The sequence below is a fragment of the Micrococcus sp. FDAARGOS_333 genome (assembly GCF_002206575.2).
In the GTDB taxonomy this organism is placed as follows: Bacteria; Actinomycetota; Actinomycetes; order Actinomycetales; family Micrococcaceae; genus Micrococcus; species Micrococcus lylae.
In genome coordinates this window covers 2450691-2470986 of record NZ_NJFJ02000001.1, presented here as the reverse complement: position 1 = coordinate 2470986, position 20296 = coordinate 2450691, and the positions used below count along the sequence as shown (strand labels likewise).

Annotated in this window: 17 protein-coding genes, 1 tRNA gene and 1 pseudogene; 9 read left to right on the top strand and 10 right to left on the bottom strand. The window is 71.5% G+C overall.

Going from position 1 to position 20296, the window contains the following annotated elements:
* Nucleotide 1: 1 nt before the first annotated feature.
* On the top strand, nt 2–1066 hold the full coding sequence (locus CEQ11_RS11015) for a polyprenyl synthetase family protein (protein WP_088478625.1): 1065 nt from the start codon (nt 2–4) through the stop codon (nt 1064–1066).
* A gap of 75 nt (nt 1067–1141) precedes the next feature.
* Here the strand turns inward: CEQ11_RS11015 and CEQ11_RS11010 are convergent, their stop codons facing one another.
* The 3 genes from CEQ11_RS11010 to rarD are packed head-to-tail and all read right to left on the bottom strand — an operon-like array spanning nt 1142 to nt 3081.
* On the bottom strand, nt 1142–1708 hold the full coding sequence (locus CEQ11_RS11010) for an HIT family protein (protein WP_088478624.1): 567 nt from the start codon (nt 1706–1708) through the stop codon (nt 1142–1144).
* A complete protein-coding gene (locus tag CEQ11_RS11005; protein ID WP_070638388.1) occupies nt 1708–2187 on the bottom strand; it encodes a hypothetical protein in 480 nt (159 codons plus the stop codon). The genes CEQ11_RS11010 and CEQ11_RS11005 overlap by 1 nt, the downstream gene beginning before the upstream one ends.
* A gap of 9 nt (nt 2188–2196) precedes the next feature.
* Nucleotides 2197–3081 (bottom strand): EamA family transporter RarD, encoded by an 885-nt coding sequence (gene rarD, locus CEQ11_RS11000; RefSeq protein WP_088478623.1) that lies wholly within the window; start codon nt 3079–3081, stop codon nt 2197–2199.
* Nucleotides 3082–3383: 302 nt separating this feature from the next.
* On the opposite strand from rarD, the gene CEQ11_RS10995 reads away from it, so the two are divergent.
* Complete coding sequence (locus CEQ11_RS10995; RefSeq protein WP_227718850.1) at nt 3384–4793, top strand: FAD-dependent oxidoreductase; 1410 nt, start codon at nt 3384–3386, stop codon at nt 4791–4793.
* Nucleotides 4793–6082: an MFS transporter gene (locus tag CEQ11_RS10990; RefSeq protein WP_088478621.1), complete on the top strand. Its 1290-nt coding sequence runs from the start codon at nt 4793–4795 to the stop codon at nt 6080–6082. Before CEQ11_RS10995 ends, CEQ11_RS10990 begins: the two co-directional genes overlap by 1 nt.
* Nucleotides 6083–6089: 7 nt before the next feature.
* Here CEQ11_RS10990 and CEQ11_RS10985 read toward each other — a convergent pair whose 3' ends face one another.
* The 4 genes and pseudogenes from CEQ11_RS10985 to CEQ11_RS10970 all read right to left on the bottom strand — a co-directional run bounded on the left by CEQ11_RS10985 (nt 6090) and on the right by CEQ11_RS10970 (nt 8162).
* Nucleotides 6090–6317 carry a hypothetical protein gene (locus tag CEQ11_RS10985; RefSeq protein WP_088478620.1) on the bottom strand — a complete coding sequence of 76 codons (228 nt, stop codon included), beginning with the start codon at nt 6315–6317 and terminating at the stop codon, nt 6090–6092.
* A gap of 43 nt (nt 6318–6360) precedes the next feature.
* Nucleotides 6361–6489 (bottom strand): annotated as a pseudogene (locus tag CEQ11_RS13500) (IS3 family transposase); the annotation flags it as partial.
* A gap of 651 nt (nt 6490–7140) precedes the next feature.
* Nucleotides 7141–7650: a hypothetical protein gene (locus CEQ11_RS10975; RefSeq protein WP_088478618.1), complete on the bottom strand. Its 510-nt coding sequence runs from the start codon at nt 7648–7650 to the stop codon at nt 7141–7143.
* Between the two features lie 23 nt (nt 7651–7673).
* The gene (locus tag CEQ11_RS10970) at nt 7674–8162 is read right to left on the bottom strand and encodes a YajQ family cyclic di-GMP-binding protein (RefSeq protein WP_088478617.1); all 489 of its coding nucleotides are present in this window, start codon (nt 8160–8162) and stop codon (nt 7674–7676) included.
* A gap of 239 nt (nt 8163–8401) precedes the next feature.
* Here CEQ11_RS10970 and CEQ11_RS10965 point away from each other — a divergent pair.
* A tRNA-Tyr gene (locus CEQ11_RS10965) sits at nt 8402–8483 on the top strand.
* Nucleotides 8484–8781: 298 nt separating this feature from the next.
* A complete protein-coding gene (locus CEQ11_RS10960) occupies nt 8782–10524 on the top strand; it encodes an AMP-binding protein (protein WP_088478616.1) in 1743 nt (580 codons plus the stop codon).
* A 75-nt stretch (nt 10525–10599) separates the two neighbouring features.
* On the opposite strand, the gene CEQ11_RS10955 is transcribed toward CEQ11_RS10960, so the two are convergent.
* Together CEQ11_RS10955 and CEQ11_RS10950 are read right to left on the bottom strand one after the other, a co-directional pair.
* On the bottom strand, nt 10600–11244 hold the full coding sequence (locus tag CEQ11_RS10955) for a hypothetical protein (RefSeq protein WP_088478615.1): 645 nt from the start codon (nt 11242–11244) through the stop codon (nt 10600–10602).
* 235 nt (nt 11245–11479) lie between these two features.
* Entirely contained in the window at nt 11480–12466 is a 987-nt protein-coding gene (locus CEQ11_RS10950; RefSeq protein ID WP_088478614.1) for a DNA-3-methyladenine glycosylase, read from the bottom strand.
* An 84-nt stretch (nt 12467–12550) separates the two neighbouring features.
* On the opposite strand from CEQ11_RS10950, the gene CEQ11_RS10945 reads away from it, so the two are divergent.
* The 3 genes from CEQ11_RS10945 to CEQ11_RS10935 all read left to right on the top strand — a co-directional run bounded on the left by CEQ11_RS10945 (nt 12551) and on the right by CEQ11_RS10935 (nt 16802).
* Nucleotides 12551–14095 carry a pyridoxal-phosphate dependent enzyme gene (locus tag CEQ11_RS10945; protein ID WP_088478613.1) on the top strand — a complete coding sequence of 515 codons (1545 nt, stop codon included), beginning with the start codon at nt 12551–12553 and terminating at the stop codon, nt 14093–14095.
* 21 nt (nt 14096–14116) lie between these two features.
* Nucleotides 14117–15328, top strand: a complete 1212-nt coding sequence (locus tag CEQ11_RS10940) for a cystathionine gamma-synthase (protein WP_067188524.1) — start codon at nt 14117–14119, stop codon at nt 15326–15328.
* 265 nt (nt 15329–15593) lie between these two features.
* Nucleotides 15594–16802 (top strand): amidohydrolase, encoded by a 1209-nt coding sequence (locus tag CEQ11_RS10935; protein WP_070638564.1) that lies wholly within the window; start codon nt 15594–15596, stop codon nt 16800–16802.
* A gap of 161 nt (nt 16803–16963) precedes the next feature.
* On the opposite strand, the gene CEQ11_RS10930 is transcribed toward CEQ11_RS10935, so the two are convergent.
* A complete protein-coding gene (locus tag CEQ11_RS10930; RefSeq protein ID WP_067188520.1) occupies nt 16964–17623 on the bottom strand; it encodes a hypothetical protein in 660 nt (219 codons plus the stop codon).
* A gap of 291 nt (nt 17624–17914) precedes the next feature.
* On the opposite strand from CEQ11_RS10930, the gene CEQ11_RS10925 reads away from it, so the two are divergent.
* The gene (locus CEQ11_RS10925) at nt 17915–20200 is read left to right on the top strand and encodes a DEAD/DEAH box helicase (protein WP_088478612.1); all 2286 of its coding nucleotides are present in this window, start codon (nt 17915–17917) and stop codon (nt 20198–20200) included.
* Nucleotides 20201–20296 lie beyond the last annotated feature (96 nt).

The window sequence follows — 20296 nt, the reverse complement described above, 5'->3', positions numbered from 1 at the left end:
GGTGACCACCTCCACTGACGGCTTCACTCTGCCCGCCGGCTTCGAATCGCTGGCCGGGCACGGTCGCGTGCTCGACACCGTCACCGACGCCCTCGACGCGGTGGAGACGCAGCTGCACGAGGCTCTGACGAGCGACGACGTCTTCGCGGAGACCTCCTCCCGCCACCTGCTCACCGCCGGCGGCAAGCGCATCCGCCCCGTGCTCACCGTGATGGCCTCGCTCATCGCGGACCCGGAGCTCGGCTCCGGGGACGTGGCCCCGGTCAACCCCGCGGTCCGTCAGGCCGCCGTGGTGATGGAGCTGACCCACCTGGCCACCCTGTACCACGACGACGTCATGGACGAGGCCCCCGTGCGCCGCGGTGTGGAGACCGCCCACCGCCTGTGGGGCAACTCCGCCGCGATCCTGGCCGGCGACCTCGTGTTCGCCCGTGCCTCCCAGCTGATGTCCGAGCTCGGTCCGCGTGCCGTCCGTATGCAGTCCGACACCTTCGAGCGGCTCGTCCTGGGCCAGCTGTGGGAGACCCGCGGCGTGCAGGCCGGCGAGGACCACCTCGAGCACTACCTCCAGGTCATCGGCGGCAAGACCGGCTCGCTGATCGCCGCCTCCGGCATGCTCGGCGCGCTGCTGGGCGGAGCGGACGAGGAGACCGTGCAGATCCTCGCCGCCTACGGCGAGGAGGTCGGCCTGGCGTTCCAGCTGGCCGACGACCTGATCGACCTGACTTCCACCGAGGAGCAGCTCGGCAAGGCACCCGGCACCGACCTGCGCGAGGGCGTGCCGACCCTGACCACCATCCTGCTGCGCGGCGAGGCCGTGGGCGCCGGCGCCGAGGCACAGTCCGCCCGGAAGGCCATCGAGCTCGTGGACGGCCCGCTGGACACGGATGAGCAGCTCGCCGCCGCCGTCGCCGCCGTGACCGCCCATCCGGTGATGGAGCGCGCGTGGGAGATGACCCGCGCGCACGCCGCGAGGGCCAAGCAGATCCTGGCGCCGTTGCCGGACTCCGCGGTGAAGGACGCCCTCGCAGGCTTCGCCGACTACGTGGTGGACCGCTCCTCCTGAGGCGCGCCGCAGACAGGCGCAGGAGCTCCACCCGAACGGGTGGGGCTCCTGCGCGTCAGGGGCGGGACGGCCGCCTCAGATCCGGGTCGGCCCCACGTCCAGGGCGGCGGCCAGCTCCTTGGCTTTCACGGCGCGGACGGACGGATCCACGGCGTGGCGCAGCTGGCGGTAGAGCATGTCCCCGGAGTACCGGGGGAACACATGCAGGTGGTAGTGCCAGACGTGCTGGTTGCCGGCCTTCTCGTTGTGCTGGCGGGTGGAGGTGCCCTCCGAGTTCCACGCCCGCTTGATCGCCAGGGCGACCTGACGGGCCATCAGCGCAGTGCGCTGCAGCACCCGGTCCGGCATCTCGTAGAGGTTCTCATAGTGCTGGGCCGGGATGATCATGGCGTGGCCCTCGTGGTCGCCGAAGCCGTCGCAGGCGATGAGCACCACGAGGTCCTCGTCCTGGTAGACGACGTCCTCGAGCTCGCAGCGGTTGCCCGGGTCCGAGCAGTCGCCGGCCACCAGGCCGCAGAACGGGCAGACGTAGCCCTCCGGGGCCTGAGAGGGGATGTCGGAGCCGCGCGGGGCATCAGGGGAGCGGGCAGGGCCGGCCTCCGGAGCGGAGCCGGCGGCGGAGCCCGGGGTCTGGGAGGGCATCAGCGGTCCTCCTCTTCGTCCTCGAAGGTCCAGGCGAGCAGGTCGGTGACGAACTCGGAGAACGTCCCGCCCTCGTCGGTCCACTCGCCGTCCTCGTCATCGGCGCCGGAGGAGCGGCGCCAGACGATCGGGTCCGGCAGCGGCAGGTTGTCCACGGGCAGGCCCCAGACGACGGTCTCCTCGGCGTCCTCCAAGAACATCAGGAAGCCGTCGCGGACCTCGAGGTCGTCCGGGTCCCAGAAGAAGTGCGCAGTCTCCAGCAGGTCGCCGCAGTTGCCGAGGGCGAGGTAGAACTCGCGGAGGGCGGCCGGCAGGACCAGGTCCTCGCCGAGCTGCTCGGCTGCCGGGGACTCGTCCAGGCGGCGGTCGACCTCGGCGCCGGTCAGGCCGTCGTCGTGCGCCCAGTCCTCGCCGAGCAGGGCCGGGACGAGCTTCTGGAAGCCGGGCAGGTACACGGGTGCGGGAGGCTTGGGAGGCATGCGGCCAGTCTAGGCCCGGCGCATCAGCCGCCGCTGTGCCCGGGCGGCGGCCAGATGGTCCGCCGTGAACACGATCAGCGCCAGCCAGATCAGGCCGAATCCGATCCAGCGGCCGGCGGGCATGTGCTCACCGAACACCGTGACCGCGAGGAGGAACTGTCCGATCGGCGCGATGTACTGCAGGATGCCCAGCACAGACAGCGGCACGGTCCGGGCCGCGGTGGCGAACATGATCAGCGGCACCGCGGTGACCACGCCGGAGGCCGCCATGATCCAGAAGTGTGCCGCGCCGTGCAGGCCGGTGGTCAGCGTGCCCGTCGCGGCCAGCCAGACCGTGCCGCCCACGAACACCGGCAGCAGCACCACGGTCTCGGCCGTCATGGACGCCACCGGGTGCACGGGGGCGCCCGTGCGCTTCTTGGCCAGCCCGTAGAGGCCGAAGGAGAACGCCAGGCCCAGGCCGATCCAGGGCACCTGCCCGGCGTCCACGGTGATGACCAGTACCGCCACTGCGGCGATCGCCACCGCCGCCCACTGGGCGCGGCGCATGCGCTCGCCCAGCAGCAGCACGCCCAGGGCCACGTTGACCAGTGGGTTGATGAAGTACCCCAGGGAGGCCTGCAGCACATGCCCGGAGGTCACCGATCCGGCGTAGAGCAGCCAGTTCACCGCCACGGCCACCGCGGCCAGCACCACACCGGCGACCCGGCAGTGCGTCCCCAGGGCGGCCCGCAGGTCCCCGAAGCGCCGCAGCACGGCCAGCAGGAGCAGACAGAACAGCAGGGAGAAGCCGATCCGCATGATGACGATCTCCATGGCGGAGGCCGGTGCCGTGGCCGCCATGTACAGCGGCAGCACGCCCCAGATCGCATAGGCGCCGGCACCGACGGCCAGGCCGGAGGCCTCGGCAGTGGACGAGGTGCTGTCCGCGGTGCCGGGGGGGCGGTGCTGAGGACGAGGATCGGGTGGTCACCGGGCCACTGTAGACCCGCCCGGCCACGGGCGGGCGGTGGGTGCGTCACATCGGGGAGCGGCCGTCGTCGTGGTGCCCCGGGGCGGCGCTGATGGTGACCGGCCTCACCGCGGAAAGCGGCGGTGCGCCGGTAGGATGGACGGTCGGTCCGCCCTGGGCGCAGAGCTCCGCCCGGCTCCCGCGGACCGCCGCCGAACACCTCCACCGGAAGGACACCCACGCCGTGACCACGCGTCCCGACCGCCCGCTGCGCATCGCCATCGTCGGAGCAGGCCCCGCCGGCGTCTACACGGCCGACATCCTCACCAAACAGGAGCGCGACTTCCAGGTCTCCATCGACCTGTTCGACCGCTACCCGGCCCCGTTCGGCCTGATCCGCTACGGCGTGGCCCCGGACCACCCGCGCATCAAGGGCATCGTCAACGCCCTGCACAAGGTGATGGACCGCGGTGACATCCGCTACCTCGGCAACGTGGACTACGGCACGGACCTGTCCCTTCAGGACCTGCGCCGCCACTACGACGCGATCGTGTTCGCCACCGGCGCCGTCAAGGACGCCGCCCTCGACGTGCCGGGCGTGGAGCTGGAGGGCTCCTTCGGCGGCGCGGACTTCGCCTCCTGGTACGACGGCCACCCGGACGTGCCGCGCGAGTGGACCCTGGACGCGCAGCAGATCGCGGTCATCGGCAACGGCAACGTGGCCCTGGACGTGGCCCGCATCCTGTCCAAGCACGCGGACGACCTGCTCACCACCGAGATCCCGGACAACGTGTACCAGGCGCTCAAGGCCTCCCCCGTCACGGACGTGCACGTGTTCGGCCGGCGAGGCCCGGCCCAGGTGAAGTTCACGCCGCTGGAGCTGCGGGAGCTCGCCCACTCCCGGGACGTGGACATCGTGCTCTACGAGGACGACTTCGACTTCGACGCCGGCTCGGAGGCCGCGATCGAGTCCAACAACCAGACCCGCACCATGGTCGGCACGCTGACGAACTGGCTGATGGAGCAGGAGGACCGCACCTCCTCCGCCTCGCGCCGCCTGCACCTGCACTTCCTGCAGGCCCCGGAGGAATTCCTGGACGCCGACGGCGACGGTCGCGTGGACGGCCTGCGCATGCGCCGCATGGAGCTGGACGGTGAGGGAGGCATCCGTCCGACGCAGGAGACGGTGGACTACCCGGTGCAGGCCGTGTACCGCGCGGTGGGCTACTTCGGCTCCCCGCTGGACGGCGTGGAGTTCGACGACGTCCGCGGCGTCATCCCGAACGCCGAGGGCCGCGTGCTCGGCGCCGACGGCACTCCGGTCCCGGGCCTGTACGCCTCCGGCTGGATCAAGCGCGGCCCGGTCGGCCTGATCGGACACACCAAGGGCTGTGCCCTGGAGACCATCACCCACCTCATCGAGGACGTGGACTCCCTGTACACCGCGCAGGATCCGGCCGAGGACTCGATCATCACCCTGCTCGAGGACCGCGGTGTGGAGTACACCACCTGGGCCGGCTGGCATGTCCTGGACGAGCATGAGAGGTCCCTGGGCCGTGCGGCCACCGAGGCCGGTCCGGTGGAGCGCGAGCGGGTGAAGGTCGTGGACCGTGCCGAGCAGATCCGCATCATGCGCGAGGCCGTCCACAGCTGATGCCGCGGCTTCTGGCCGACCTGACCCCGCTGCGGGTCTCCGCCGACTACAGGCGCCTGTGGCTGGGCAACACCCTGTCCTTCGTCGGCACGCAGCTGACGCTGGTGGCGGTGTCCCTGGAGGTCTTCGCGCTCACCGGGTCGTCTTTCGCGGTGGGCATGCTGGGCCTGGCCGCGCTGGTGCCGCTGGTGGTGGCCGGGCTCTACGGCGGGGCGGTGGCGGACCGGTACGACCGCCGCACCGTGGCCCTCTGGTCCGCACTGGTGATGTGGCTGACCATCGTGGGCATCGCCGCCCACGCCTGGCTGGGCATCGAGTCCGTGGCCCTGCTCTACGGGTTGACCGCCGTGCACTCAGCGGCCTCCGGCATCAACCAGCCCACCCGCGGCGCCATCATCCCGGCGCTGGTGGGCGTGAAGCTGCTGCCGGCGGCGAACGCGCTGAACATGATGACGTTCTCCATCGCCATGATGGTCGGTCCGCTGCTCGGCGGCGTGCTGGTGGCGTCCATCGGCTACGCATGGACCTACACGATCGACGTGGTCACCTTCCTCGCCGCCCTCTACGCGGTCTGGCGGCTGCCGTCCCTGCCGCCGCAGCGCGAGGAGGGAGAACAGCCGCAGCGGCTCGGCATCTCCTCGGTGGTGGAGGGGTTCCGGTTCCTGGGCACCCGGCCGAACGTGCGCATGACGTTCCTGGCGGACATCGTGGCCATGGCCACCGCGTTCCCCCGGGCGCTGCTGCCGGCGATCGGCGGGGTCATCCTCGGCGGCGGCGAGTCCGCCGTGGGTCTGCTGCTGGCCGCCATGGCCGCCGGGTCGTTCCTGGCCGGCCTGTTCTCCGGCACCTTCACCCGCATGCACCGTCACGGGCTGGGCACCTACGTGTGCATCCTCATCTGGGGTGGCGCCGTGGCCACGTTCGGTGTGGTCGTCTGGTGGGGTGCCTGCCTGCCCGCCGACGACGGCCGCCTCACCTGGGCGCTGGCCGGCTCCGTTGTGTGCATGGCCGTGGCCGGCGCCGCCGACTCCGTCTCCGCGGTCTTCCGCACCACCATCCTGCAGTCCGCCACCCCGGACCGCCTTCGGGGCCGCCTGCAGGGCGTGTTCGTGGTGGTCGTGGCCGGCGGACCCCGCCTGGGCGAGATGATCCAGGGCGGCGCCTCCGCGGCGTTGGGGGAGGGGCTCACCCTGGTGGCTGGCGGCGTGCTGTGCATCGTGGGGGTCAGCCTGTTGATGCGCGCCCAGCCGGGCTTCCTCCGCTACGACGGCCGCGTACCCACGCCCTGAGCGCGGGCTAGGAACGAATCGGTTCGCGATGGCCGTACCTGCAGTGCAGGTAGGCGCCGGCAAGCAACAGGATGGCCATCGTCACAGTGCGAGCCTCGGCCAGCATCGGGTTGAACACGACGTTGTACTCCCAGGGGATGCCGCTCAGCGTCATCACGAGACAGCAGAAGACCGGGGCCAGCGTCCCCGCAATGGGGCCGAGAAGCGCGAGACTAGCGTCGGACTCGATGTCCATGCCCGATCGATCAAGTTGAAGCGCCCTGGGTTTCGTTCCGAGGTCAGGACGCAACGGGCGCTACGTCTTGGTCGTGAGTGTAGGCCGCCTCGACCTCCGCGGGCGTGCGATAGCCCAGGGCCTGGTGAAGACGGGAGGTGTTCCACCAGTGCACCCACCCCATCGTGGCCACGACGTCGACTTGCGGGGCGATGGCCCGGATCGAGTGTGAGCGAGGCCCTCCCTGGGTGGCTTGGCGTTCGAGGACCATCCGCACGGCGCGCTCACGCAGCTGAAGGCCTGTACTTCTTGGGCATGTTCCGATTCTCCTTCAGTTGGATCGGAACGAAACCCAGGGCGCTTCACCTCGGGCGGTTCTGGATCGCTGGGCACGATCACGCGCACCGGCAACCGGCGTCTGCATCGGAAGTGGATGATGCTCACCGCGGCGAAGAGGCGGTACACCGTGGCACGACTGCGGTGGCCCGAGAGATGGCTGGCTGGTGCTGGTCGATGGCGACCTTGGATACATGAGCCGGTATGAAGACTGCGTTCACTGCTGACACCGGTGCCGGTGCAGTGTGAGGAAGACACCGGCGCAAGGACTGTGAGCAGTCACCGGGCTGAACAAGTCCAGCGGTCACGCTCGACTTCAGAGCAGCCATGATCCTCCCACCGAAACCAGCGTCCTGCGGAAGCCATCCGGCGCATATCAGACCGACCAGGCGTCGATCACCGATACGCGATCGGCACAGGACACAGCAGCTGAACGCCGACGAGGGGCACCCACCGGCCAGTGGGTGTCCCTCTTCACCCCTGCCTGCTTGACAGGAGCCCGTACATATCAGTCCTGCTGCGCGTGCAGCTCGGCGGAGGTGGACTCCGGGAGGATGCCGCCGAGGGACTGCCAGTGGCGGACCAGCTCCTGCTTCACGTCTGCCTGCAGGATCTCGCGGGCCTTGTCCTCGGCCTCGGACAGACGGGACTTGTGGCCGGACAGGGCGTTCTTCACCATCATGGCGCGCTCATGCAGGCGGGTGCGGCGGTCCTCCGTGTCCCTACCGACGGCCTGCACCTGCACGGCCACGGCCTCCTGGTTGCGGCCGGAGGCCTTGAGCTGGGACGGGGCCAAGGCGTGCTTCACGAAGCCGGCGTCCAGCATCAGGCCCTTGGAGCACGTCACACCGTGGCGCAGGGCGATGTCCAGGTAGTCGTCGTAGCCCAGGAGCATCGCGGCCTTGTGCCAGGCCTGGTCCTCGAGCCGGCGGCCGTCCACGCGCTCGCGGGCACGGGCGGCGCCGAAGGTGGTCTCGGCCTCGTACACGTGGCCGCGGGGGTCGATCAGGTAGAGCATCTCTCTCCTCGTCTGGGACCGCGTCAGCGGAAGTTGATGAACTGCAGGTCGACGTCCTCGAAGTCCTTGAGTATGGCGATGGTCGCCTGCAGATCGTCGCGGGACTTGGAGGAGACGCGCAGCTCATCGCCCTGGATGGAGGCCTTCACGGACTTCGGGCCCTCGTCCCGGATCAGCTTGGTGATCTTCTTCGCGGTGGGCTGGTCGATGCCCTCCTTGATGCCGGCCTCGAGGCGGTACTCCTTGCCGGAGGCATAGGGCTCGCCGGCGTCGAGGGACTTCAGGGAGATGCCGCGCTTGATCAGCTTGGACGCGAAGACGTCCTTGACGGCCTTCACGCGGTCCTCGGAGTTCGCTTTCATGAGGATCTTCTCGCCGGAGAAGTCGATCTCTGCCCCGACGCCCTTGAAGTCGTAGCGGTGGGCGATCTCCTTCTGCGCCTGGTTCAGGGCGTTGGACACCTCCTGCTTGTCCACCTTGCTGACGACGTCGAACGTGGAATCGCTGGCCACGGGTGCTCCTTTGTCTTGAGGTGTTTGTCTTGTCCGGGCTGGTCGCCGAACCGTCCTGCGCAGCCGTGGGACACGGTGCTTGCACGGGCGTGGACGGCGGCGCGCGGCCGCATCTGCGCCCAGCCTACCGGGACGGGAGCGGGTCTGGCCCGTGCCGATTGGCCGGGCGCCGCACATTGCTGTAGAGTTTTCTCTCGCCCGTTGCGAAGTGCCGAGCAGCGCTGAGTCGCGGGCCGCGCGGCAGATTACCCGAGCGGCCAAAGGGGGCTGACTGTAAATCAGCTGGCATTGCCTACGGGGGTTCGAATCCCTCATCTGCCACCGTGTCGGAAGGCCCGGAACCGATTCTCGGTTCCGGGCCTTTCGCCTGTCTTGAGCCTCTCACCGTTTTTCAGGCGCGGTGGTCCGGTGCCGGTGCCGGTGCCGGGGCCGCCCGCCCCGACCCGGGGGGCGCCCTGAGAAGGACCTCGCGTCACCGCGGCGATCCGGGGTACGCTCCACTGCGACGGCATGCCTGTGCTCCGCATCACAGTGGATGTGTGGTGTCCTCGGCCCACAACATCGTTGCGCTGCGGCGCGGCCGGATCCGTCGACCTAGACGACGCCAGGAGGGACCCGAATGACCGAGCCGCAGCCCACCGCCGAGATGTCCTACACGGCGGGCCCCACCGACGTGGAGCTGCTGGAGCAGACGCTCGCGCAGAACCTGGACGGGATCTGCGCTGCGCATCCGGACCGCCCCGCCCTGCTCGAGACCTCTACGGGCCGGTCCTGGACCTTCGCGCAGCTGCAGGAGGACTCCCGCACCGTGGCCAAGGCGCTCATCGCCGCCGGCTACGAGAACGGCGACCGCATCGGCATGTGGAGCCCGAACGTCGCCGAGTGGACCACCCTGCTCTACGGCGCCGCCCGCGCCGGCGTGATCCTGGTGAACCTGAACCCGGCCTACCGCACCCATGAGCTCACCTACGTGGTGGAGCAGTGCACCATGCGCGGCCTGGTGGTGGCCTGCCCGGACGACCGCATGAACCCGCCGCGTACCGCCCGCGAGGTGGCCGCCGGCTCCGCGCCTGAGCTGCGCCAGCTGATCATGCTCCCCACCCCGGGCGAGCCCACCGAGGACTCCTACCCGCACGCGCGTCCCGGTGAGGTCCCGGCTCGTGTGGCCCAGACGCCCGTGACGGAGACCACGTGGACCGAGTTCCTCGCCGGCGCGGAACTGGTCTCGGACGAGCAGCTGGCCGCCCGCGAGAAGGAGGTGTCCGCCGAGGACCCGGTGAACCTGCAGTACACCTCGGGCACCACGGGCTTCCCCAAGGGGGTGACCCTGTCCCACCTGAACATCCTGAACAACGGCTTCCACATCGGCGAGCTGCTCGGCTACACCGAGCAGGACGTGCTCGTGATCCCGGTGCCGTTCTTCCACTGCTTCGGCATGGTCATCGGCACCATCGCCGCGGTCTCGCACGGGACCCTGTCCGTGATCCCATCCCGCGGCTTCGAACCGATGGCCGCCCTGCACGCAGCAGCGGACACCAGAGCCACCTCGCTCTACGGCGTGCCCACCATGTTCATCGCCATGCTCGCCCGCCGCGAGGTGGAGCAGCTGGACCTGTCCACCCTGCGCACCGGCGTGATGGCCGGCTCCACCTGTCCGGTGGAGGTCATGCGCCGTGTGATCGACAAGCTCAACATGTCCGAGGTGGCCATCTGCTACGGCATGACCGAGACCGCCCCGGTGTCCACCATGACCCGCCGCGACGACTCCCTCGAGCGCCGCACCGAGACCGTGGGCCGCTCCATGCCGCACGTGGAGACCAAGATCATCGACCCGGCCTCCGGAGAGCTCGTCCCGCGCGGCGCCACCGGCGAGCTGTGCACCCGCGGCTACTCCGTGATGTCCGGCTACTGGGACGATGCCGAGCGCACCGCCGCCGTCCTGGACGAGGACGGCTGGATGCACACCGGAGACCTCGCCTCCATGGACGAGGACGGCTACGCCCGCATCGAGGGCCGCATCAAGGACCTCATCATCCGCGGCGGTGAGAACATCTCCCCGCGCGAGGTGGAGGAGTTCTTCTACTCCCACCCGGACATCCAGGACGTCCAGGTGGTCGGCGTGCCGGATGAGAAGTACGGCGAGCAGCTCATGGCCTGCCTGATCATGCGGGAGGGTGCCTCCCCCCTCACCGCCTCGGATCTGGAGGAGTATGCGACCGGCAAGATCGCGCACTACAAGATCCCGGCCTACGTGCAGGTGATGGACGCGTTCCCCATGACCGTCTCCGGCAAGGTCCGCAAGGTCGAGCTGCGCGCCGAGGGCACCAAGATGGTCGAGGCGCAGAAGGCCGCCCGCGGCTGAGCCCGGCATCGGCCCGCCCTCTCAGGGGAGGGCGGCTCCGCGGCGTCGCCGAGACGATGACGACCCGCCCCGCCCTCACCCCTGCCCGGGACAGGGGAGCGGGTAGACGTCCCAGATCGAGCAGAGGGCGTCCGGGCGGGCGCTGCTGATCGCCCGGTGGTACATCCAGCCCCAGGCCGAGACGCCGTTGTCGTCCGGGGGAGCGGCCGGCACGTTGCCGCGGTGGTACCAGACGCCCTCGAAGAGGATGAACTCGACCAGCTCGGCCGGGGACTCCGTGCGTGGGGGACACAATCCGTCCTGCAGCACGTCCGCGCTGGCCACGGCGAACGAGGCGGTCGCCTCGGTGTCCAGCAGCAGGCCGCAGTCCCGCTCGAACGCCTCGATCCAGTCGAGGGCCTCCTCGATGCCGTCCTCCGGACCTGAGGACTGCGCCACGATCATCACGGACGCCCGCTCGCCCGGTTGCATGGTCCCGGGCGTGCCGGGGCCGCGGATACCGGCGGCGGCCGCCTCCGCGGGTGTCTTCCTGCGCCGCGGCGCGGCAAGCAACGCGGTCAGCGGGTCCTCCTCGATCAGCGCACCCACCTCCGCGAGCTCGCCGGTGTGTGGGTGCAGGTCCTGCCCGCCGTCAGCGCCGCCCCGGCCGTCCCCGGCGTCCCAGTCCCGCCCGTACGCCTCGACCTGGTCCTCGTCCCTGTCCCGGTGCTCCTGGAACATCTGGCCCCTCCTTCGCGTGGACCGGGCGGCCCGTCGCCGCCCGGGGAGCGCCCCTCCGGCGTCTCCGACACCCACGTTGGCAGGGTGGCCGGCCTCGCCGTCGGCCCGTCGGCCCGCAGCACGGTGCGTCTGTGGAGAACGACGACGGCCGGTCGCCTGTGCAGGAGGCAACCGCCGGATCCTGGGCGGAGACCTACCCACCGGGCCACGGTCCGCCGCGGCGGCCCCGTGCCCCTCACCGCCCGCGGTGGTCTTCCGGGGCCAGCCGCGGACCGAAGCGCTCCCGGCGCTCGCCGGAGAGCCCGATCATCCGTACCAGCCGCTGCCGGTGCCCGGCCCAGGGCTCGAGCAGCCGCAGCATCCCCGCGTCGTCCACACGGCGGCCGGTGAGCACCTGCCCCACATGATGGGCCAGGTGGAAGTCCCCGACCGCCACCAGGTCCGCCGCCCCGTGGCTGCGCTGCAGCGCCTCGGCCACGGTCCAGGCCCCGATCCCGGGCAGGGACTGCAGCCGCCGAGCCAGCTCCGCCGTCGCCGCCACGTCTCCGGGCCGCACCTGCCGGCCCAGCCGGTCGACGGCCTCGGCACGCTCGGCCACCTGCAGGATCGCCTTCGTCTGCGCCGGCTGCACCCAGAACCGATGCCAGTCCCAGCTGGGCACCCGCAGCACCGCCCTGGGGTCCGGCGGCAGCAGCATTCCGCGTGGCCCAGGCCCCGGCGCCGGCTCCGAGACCGCCCGGACCAGCTGCCGCCACCCGTGGCGGGCCTGATCATGGGTGACCTTCTGCTCCAGCACCACGGTGACCAGCTGCTCGGCCAGGCGGCCGTGCGCCGGCAGGCGCAGGCCGGGCCGGGTCCGCCGGGCAGACGCCACGTGGTGGGGAAGCCGCTGCCCGCCGGAGGTGAGGAGGTCCTCGAAGGCTGCCCAGCCGTCGTCGTGAAGCCCGAGGAGGGTCTCCGCCTCCGCGACTGCCGCCTGCGCTCCCGGACCCCAGGCCTCCACGCGGATCGGGGACGGCCGCTCCGCGGAGGGCGCCCGGCGCACCAGCAGGCTCGCCGGGGCCGCCGCCCCCTCCGCATCCACCCGGCGGGTGAGCCACATGCCCTCCGGGGCCACGCGCACGCACGGATCCGCGTGGCCTCTCTGGAGCACGCCGAGGGTCAGCGTCACGTCCACCGGGACGGCGGGGTGCAGCGTGCGTGACGCATTGGGACCTGACATGACCGCCAGGGTAACGGCGGCGCCGGACGGGCAAGTACCGTGGGCGCCGTGACTGAGAACCGAGCACCCCAGAACGAGACCCCCATGCGCTACGCCGAGAACGTCCTCGGCCTGATCGGCCACACACCGCTGGTGAGGCTGAACAGCGTCACCGAGGGGATCGAGGCGACCGTCCTGGTGAAGGTGGAGTACCTGAACCCGGGCGGCTCGGTGAAGGACCGCATCGCGCTGAAGATGATCGAGGCCGCCGAGGCCGAGGGGAAGCTGGCCCCGGGAGGCACCGTGGTGGAGCCGACCTCCGGCAACACCGGCGTCGGCCTGGCGATCGTGGCCCAGCAGAAGGGCTACCGCACCGTGTTCGTCACCCCGGACAAGGTCGGCCAGGAGAAGCGTGACGTCCTCGCCGCCTACGGCGCCGAGCTCGTGGTCACCCCCACCTCCGTGGACCCGCACTCGGACGAGTCCTACTACGGTGTGGCGAACCTCCTGGAGAAGGACATCGAGGGCGCATTCCAGCCGAACCAGTTCTTCAACCCGGCCGCGCCCGAGTCCCACTACGAGACGACCGGCCCGGAGATCTGGGAGGACACCGCCCACCGCGTCACCCACGTGGTGATCGGCGCCGGCACCGGCGGCACCATCACCGGCACCGGCCGCTTCCTCAAGGAGGTCTCCGCGGACCGTCCCGGCGGCCCCGTGCGCGTGATCGGCGCAGACCCGGAGGGCTCCGTGTACTCCGGCGGCACCGGCCGCCCCTACTTCGTCGAAGGCGTCGGCGAGGACATGTGGCCCGGCAACTATGACGCGTCCGTGCCGGACGAGGTCATCGCCGTGGACGACGACGCCGCCTTCGCCATGACCCGCCGCCTCGCCGCCGAGGAGGGCCTGCTGGTGGGCGGCTCCTCCGGCCTGGCCGTGGTGGCCGGTCTGCGTGCCGCGAAGGACCTGGGCCCGGACGACGTCATGGTGATCGTGCTTCCGGACTCCGGCCGCGGCTACCTCGGCAAGATCTTCAACGACCCCTGGATGGACGAGCGCGGCCTGTCCTACGCCCGTCAGGAGACGATCCTCCCGGAATGGGCGCAGGGCCGCTCCCGTTCCGCGGCGAAGGACGACGACGCCGCCTCCGCCGCGTCCGCCGTCACGTCGTCGGCCGCTGCAGGCGGTGCGGACGGCGGTGCCGGCGACGGTGCACAGGCGGACCCCCGCTGGGAGGACGAGGTGGGGGCCGTCGTCGCGGACAAGGAGGACCTGTTCCCCGGCTCCGTGCCGACCCTGGTGACCGCCGCGCCGACCACCACCGTGGCCGAGGCGATCGCGACCATGAACCGCTACGGCGTGGACGCCCTGCCCGTGGTGGCCGAGCCGCGCCACGACCTGCGCATCGGCGAGGTCCGCGGCACCGTGACCGTCGGCGCGCTCTCCGCGGCGCTCGCGTCCGGCCGCATGGCCGCCGGGGACCCCGTGGAGGCGCTGATGGGTCCGATGCTGCCGATCGTCGGCGCGCACGCGACCGTGCGTCAGGTGGCCGAGCGCCTCCAGTGTGAGGACACCCTCCTGGTGACCCGCGGGGGAGTGGTGGCCGGGATCGTGACGCTGCACGACCTGCTGGCCTACGTCACCGCCTGAGACCGAGAGAGGATGGAGCACATGAGCGAGAACACCCAGAAGGACTCCGCCCGCGAGCAGGGCTTCGGCACCCGCGCCGTCCACGCAGGACAGCACCTGGACGAGGTCTTCGGCGCCGTGGTGCCGCCGGTGCACCTGTCCAGCACCTACGCGCCGGTGAAGATCGGCCAGCTGCGCCGCGGCTACGACTACGGCCGCGGCACCAACCCGACCCGCGACGCCCTGCAGGAGCAGCTGGCCGCGCTCGAGGCAGGCGTGGACGAGCACGGTGCGCCGCAGGCCACCGCCCTGACCTTCGCCTCCGGCCTGGCCGCCGAGACCGCGCTGATCATGGGCGCGGCCGAGCCGGGCACCACGATCGTGATGGGCAACGACGTGTACGGCGGCTCCTACCGCCTGATCACCAAGGTCCTGGCCAAGTGGGGCGTCAAGCACGCCGTGGTGGACATGGGGGACGCGGCCACGGTCGCCGCGGCCGTGGACGCCGCGAAGGCCGAGGGTCCGGTGCTGGTGTGGCTGGAGACCCCCTCCAACCCGATGATGAAGGTCTCGGACATCGGCGCGATCGCCGACGTGGCCCACGCCGCCGGCGCCCTGCTGGTGGTGGACAACACCTTCGCCACGCCGTATCTGCAGACCCCGCTGGCCCTCGGCGCGGACGTGGTGGTGCACTCCACCACCAAGTACATCGGCGGCCATTCGGACGTCATCGGCGGCGCCCTGGTGATCCCGGACGCGGAGCTCGCCGAGCGCGTGAAGTTCCAGCAGTTCGCCGCCGGCGCCGTCAACGGCCCGTGGGACGCCTACCTGACCACCCGCGGCCTGAAGACCCTGGGCGTGCGCATGGACCGCCACGCCGCCAACGCCCAGGCCGTGGCCGAATGGCTGGAGGGCCGCCCCGGCGTGGAACGCGTGCTCTACCCGGGCCTGGCCGACCACCCCGGCCACGAGCTGGCCGCCCGCCAGATGCGCGGCTTCGGAGGCATGGTGTCCGTGCAGTTCACCGGCGGCGCGGCCGCGGCCAAGCAGGTGGCCGAGTCCACCCGCCTGTTCCAGCTGGCCGAGTCGCTCGGCGGCATTGAGTCCCTGATGAACTACCCGGCAGAGATGACACACGCCTCCGTGGCCGGCACCGAGCTGGCCGTCCCGGACAACCTCGTGCGCCTGTCCGTGGGCATCGAGGACGCCGCCGACCTGATCGACGACCTGGACCGGGCCATCTCCGCACTCTGACCGGGCTGTCCGGCCACTCTCCCTGGGCTGCCCGGGCACTCTGTCCGGGCTGCCCGGGCTGCCGGCGCCCTTCGCCCGGGCTGCCTGCGCCCTTCGCCCGGGCTGCCTGCGCCCCGTTCGGAACGCCGGGACCACCGACGCCTCGATCCGATCCGGAGCATGCCTCGCGTGCTCCGGATCGGATCGAGCGCTGGGGGATCGGAACGAGCGCTGGGGGATCGGGTCGAGCGCTCGGGAATCATCCTTCCTCGCTACGGTGGAGGGCATGAGCACCCTCGCCTTCACCAATGCACACATCGTCCCGATCGAGACCGAGCCGTTCGACGGCACCCTCGTGGTCGAGGACGGGAAGATCACCGCGCTCGGCCCGGACGTGCCGGTCCCGGCCGGCGCCGAGACCGTCGACTGCCAGGGCCAGTGGCTGCTGCCCGGCTTCGTGGACGCCCACGTGCACCTGGGCATGCATGCCGAGGGGGAGGTCGGCTCCACCGCGGACGTGAATGAGATGACCGACCCGGTGATGGCCGGCGTCCGCGCCCTCGACGCCGTGGACCCCAACGAGCCCGGCTTCCGGGACGCGCTCGCCGGCGGCGTCACCACCGTGAACGTCAACCCGGGCTCCGGCAACCCGATCGGCGGGCAGGCCGTGGCCATGCACACCCACGGCCGCACCGTGGACGAGATGGTCCTGCGCAGCCCCGCCGGGGTGAAGTCCGCCCTCGGCGAGAACCCGAAGAACGTCTACAAGGAGAAGAACCGCACCCCCTCCACCCGCCTGGGCACCGCCTACGTCATCCGCAAGGCCTTCATGGAGGCCCAGGGCTACATGGCCCGCCGCGCCGAGGCCGAGGAGTCCGGCAAGCCGTTCGCCAAGGACCCCCACATGGAGGCCCTCGCCCTGGTGCTGGAGAAGAAGATCCCGTGGCGCCAGCACTGCCACCGCACCGACGACGTGGCCACCGCCCTGCGCCTGGCCGACGAGTTCGGCTACGACCTCGTCCTGGACCACGGCACCGAGGCCCACCCGATCGCCGACACCCTCGCCGAGCGGAACATCCCCGTGCTGATCGGCCCGCTGTTCACCACCAAGTCCAAGCCGGAGCTGCGCGGCCGCTCCCTGCGCAACCCGGGCCGTCTGGCCCGCGCGGGCGTGGAGATCAGCATCATCACCGACCACCCGGTCATCCCGATCGACTTCCTCGTCTACCAGGCCGCCCTGGCCGTGAAGGAGGGCCTGGACCGGGAGACCGCGCTGCGTTCGATCACCATCAACCCGGCGAAGGTCCTCGGCCTGGACGAGCGCCTCGGGTCACTGGCCGAGGGCAAGGACGCGGATCTGGTCCTGTGGTCCGGTGACCCGCTGGACGTCATGCAGCGCGCCCGTCGGGTGTGGATCGGCGGCCGTCAGGTCATGGAGTACGACGACGTCACGCACGCCCCGCAGATCGCCGCGGCCCGTCCCCCGCTCGACTGAGCCGGCTCCGCCTCGCCCTGCCGTCGGCGACGGGTCCTCACCGGCCCCGGCGACGGACGCACCCAGGGTGCGGTGCCGTCGTCGGAAAGCAGGTGCAGACGCAGGGCGGGGTCCGCCGCCAATACGGCGACCCCGCCCTTCGTCCGTGCGTGGGGGAGAGGTCAGCGGACGACGCGGTCGGCAGCGCGTTCGGCGGCCCGGGCCGTCTTGCCCTTGCGCAGACGGGACTTGACCGGCGGCAGCCAGACGAGCACGGCGCCGATGATGAACAGGGCCGTCATGATCAGCAGCAGTGCGTTGCCGCGCACCAGGGACGGCACGCCCACCAGCACGGCCAGGGTGGTGAGCGTGTTCACGGCGGACGCCCGCCGGCGGTAGAGGGCGATGGTGCCCCACAGGGTGAACAGGCCGATCACGGCGACGAATCCGGCCAGGGCGAACTGGCCCGTGGCGCCGCCGAGCACGCCGACGGACTCGATGCCCGTGGTGAGGTCCACGACCGGGCCGCCCTCGCGCTGGGCGCGCAGGCCGTTGAACAGGAACACCGCGGCCAGGCCGAAGATGATGAGCGTGGCCGCCGTCCACCACTTGCGAGCCAGGCCCAGCAGCGGATGGACGCGGCCGGCCTCGAGCTCGTCGCGCTCGTCCAGGGCGCGCTCCTTGGCCGCATGGCGTTCGGCCAGGCGCGTCTCGTCCGCCTGACGCTCCTGCACGCGGCGCTCGGCGAGGCGCTCGTTGTCTGCCCGCTGCTGCTCACGGAAGGCGCGGGCGGCGCGTCCGGCGGCGCGGGCGAAACGGTGGTCGTTGGTGTTCTCTGCCACGGAATCGAGCCTAACGGGTGTCCGGTCCGGTGCGGGCGCATAGACTGGGGACTCCGGTTCCGGACTCTCCCCCTGTGATGAGTGAGCGTGGACGCGTGATGCCACGCCGGTGTGCGCTGATAAGGGCGCAGATGTGTTGAGAGGCGACGAACGTCGTCGCCGTGGGGGTACGTGCCGATCTGACCGGCCGACCTTGTTTCCACCCCAGCAGCGCAGCGCCGCACCGACTCCGAGACGCGACCGGAGCGTGCGCGGCGTCCGCCTGCGCGTCCCCACACAGAGGAGACCGCCATGACGCACACCCCGAACACCCCGCTCGACGACGAGGTCCGCCCGGACCAGACCGCCGCCGAAACCGTCGAGGACTCCGGCGCAGCGGATGCCGCTGCCGAGGCCGTCCCGGCCGATGAGCCGGAGGGCACGTCCTTCATCGACCTCGGCCTGGACGCCCGTGTGCTCTCCGCGATCGAGGAGCTGGGCTACACCGCCCCGTCCCCGATCCAGGAGCAGACCATCCCGCTGATCCTGGAGGGCCGAGACGTGGTCGGCCTGGCACAGACCGGCACCGGCAAGACCGGTGCCTTCGCCCTGCCGGTGCTGTCCCGCCTGGCCGAGTCCGCCGACGTGAACGGCCGCGCCGACGCCCCGCAGGTGCTCGTGCTCGCCCCGACCCGCGAGCTGGCCCTCCAGGTAGCCGACGCCTTCGACACCTACGCCCAGCAGATCGACGACGTCTCCGTGCTCGCCGTCTACGGCGGCTCCCCGTACGGCCCGCAGCTGGCCGGCCTGCGCCGCGGCGCCCAGGTGGTCGTCGGCACCCCGGGCCGCGTGATCGACCACCTCGAGCGCGGCTCCCTGGACCTGTCCCAGCTGCAGACCCTCGTGCTGGACGAGGCGGACGAGATGCTGCGCATGGGCTTCGCCGAGGAGGTGGACCGCATCCTCGCCTCCACTCCGGAGACGAAGCAGACCGCCCTGTTCTCCGCCACCATGCCGCCGGCCATTCGCCGCATCTCCGCGCAGTACCTGAACGACCCGCAGGAGGTGGCGGTGGCCCGTCAGGCCACCACCTCCGCGACCATCCGCCAGCGCTGCCTCATCGTGGGCCACCAGTGGAAGCTCGAGGCGTTCACCCGGATCCTGGAGACCGAGGAGTACGACGGCGTCATCGCGTTCGTCCGCACCCGTGCCGGCACCGAGGACCTCACCCGCCGCCTGAACGAGCGCGGCTTCAAGGCGGTGGCCATCTCCGGCGACATCGCGCAGAAGCAGCGCGAGAAGACCGTGGAGGACCTCAAGGCCGGCCGCGTGGACATCCTCGTGGCCACCGACGTGGCCGCCCGCGGTCTGGACGTGGAGCGCATCTCCCTGGTGGTCAACTACGACGTCCCGCACGACTCCGAGTCCTATGTGCACCGCATCGGCCGCACCGGCCGCGCGGGCCGCTCCGGCGACGCCGTCCTGTTCATCACGCCGCGCGAGCGCTACCTGCTGCGCTCGATCGAGAAGACCACCCGCAAGCCGGTGGAGGAGATGCAGCTGCCCTCGATCGCCCAGGTGAACGAGGCCCGCAAGGCCCGCTTCGCCGACCGCATCACCGCCACCCTCGAGACCGCCGCGGACGAGGACCTCGCGGTGTTCCGGGACATGGTGGTGGACTACGTGGAGCGGAACGAGGCCGAGCCGGACCGTGTGGCCGCCGCCATCGCGATGATGGTCCAGGACGGCCGCCCGCTGCTGGCCGAGGAGCCGGACCTGCCGCCGTTCGGGGGCAAGGGCCGCCGTGACCGGGACCGCGGAGACCGTCCGGAGCGCGGCGAGCGCGACGGCCGAGGCTCCCGCGGCCCGCTCCGCGAGCCGGCGGCCGGCAACGCGACCTACTGGGTGGGCGTGGGCCACAACGACCGCGTGAAGCCGGGCCACCTCGTGGGCGCCCTGGCCAACGAGGTCGGCCTGCCCGGCAACGCCATCGGCGCCATCGACCTGCGCGGCAACCACGCGCTCGTCGAGCTGCCGAAGGACCTCACCCCGGAGCAGCTGGAGGCCGGCGCCCGGGCCGAGGTCAACGGCCGGCCCCTGGGCCTGCGCCTGGACACCGGCCGTCCGACCCGCGCCGAGCGCGCGGAAAGGCACGACGACGGCCCGCGCCGCCGCCACGGCGGTCCCCGTGGCGGCCGTGGCCGCCAGGACCGGTTCGACCGCGGTGACCGCGGCGGACGCGTCGATCGTGCCGAACGCGACGAGCGCCGGGGTCGCGGCGAGCGCGAGGAGGGGAGCGACGACGGCCGTCACCCTTCAGCCCGCAGGAACCGTGAGGACAATCACACCGGGAAGAAGCCCCGCTGGAGTGCGGACCGGCGCCGCGAGCGGGGTGCCGGCGACGGCCGGGACGGCCGCGGCCGCGGCGATGACTCGTGGGGTCGCGACGGCGGCCGCCGCGGCGGAGCCGACCACGGCAAGCGCGGTGGAAGCCGCGGCAGGTTCGGCTCTGACAAGGGCGGACGCGGTGGATTCGGCGGCAGCAAGGGTGGACGCGGCTCCGGTCCGAAGCGCTTCGGCCGCCGCCCGCAGCGCTGATCGTGCGTTGATCGGAATCCGGCCGGGCGGGGCCGTCAGGACCGTCCGCCGGGACGCCGCAGGCGATTTGGAACTCTGCGCAGCGCGCTGATAGAG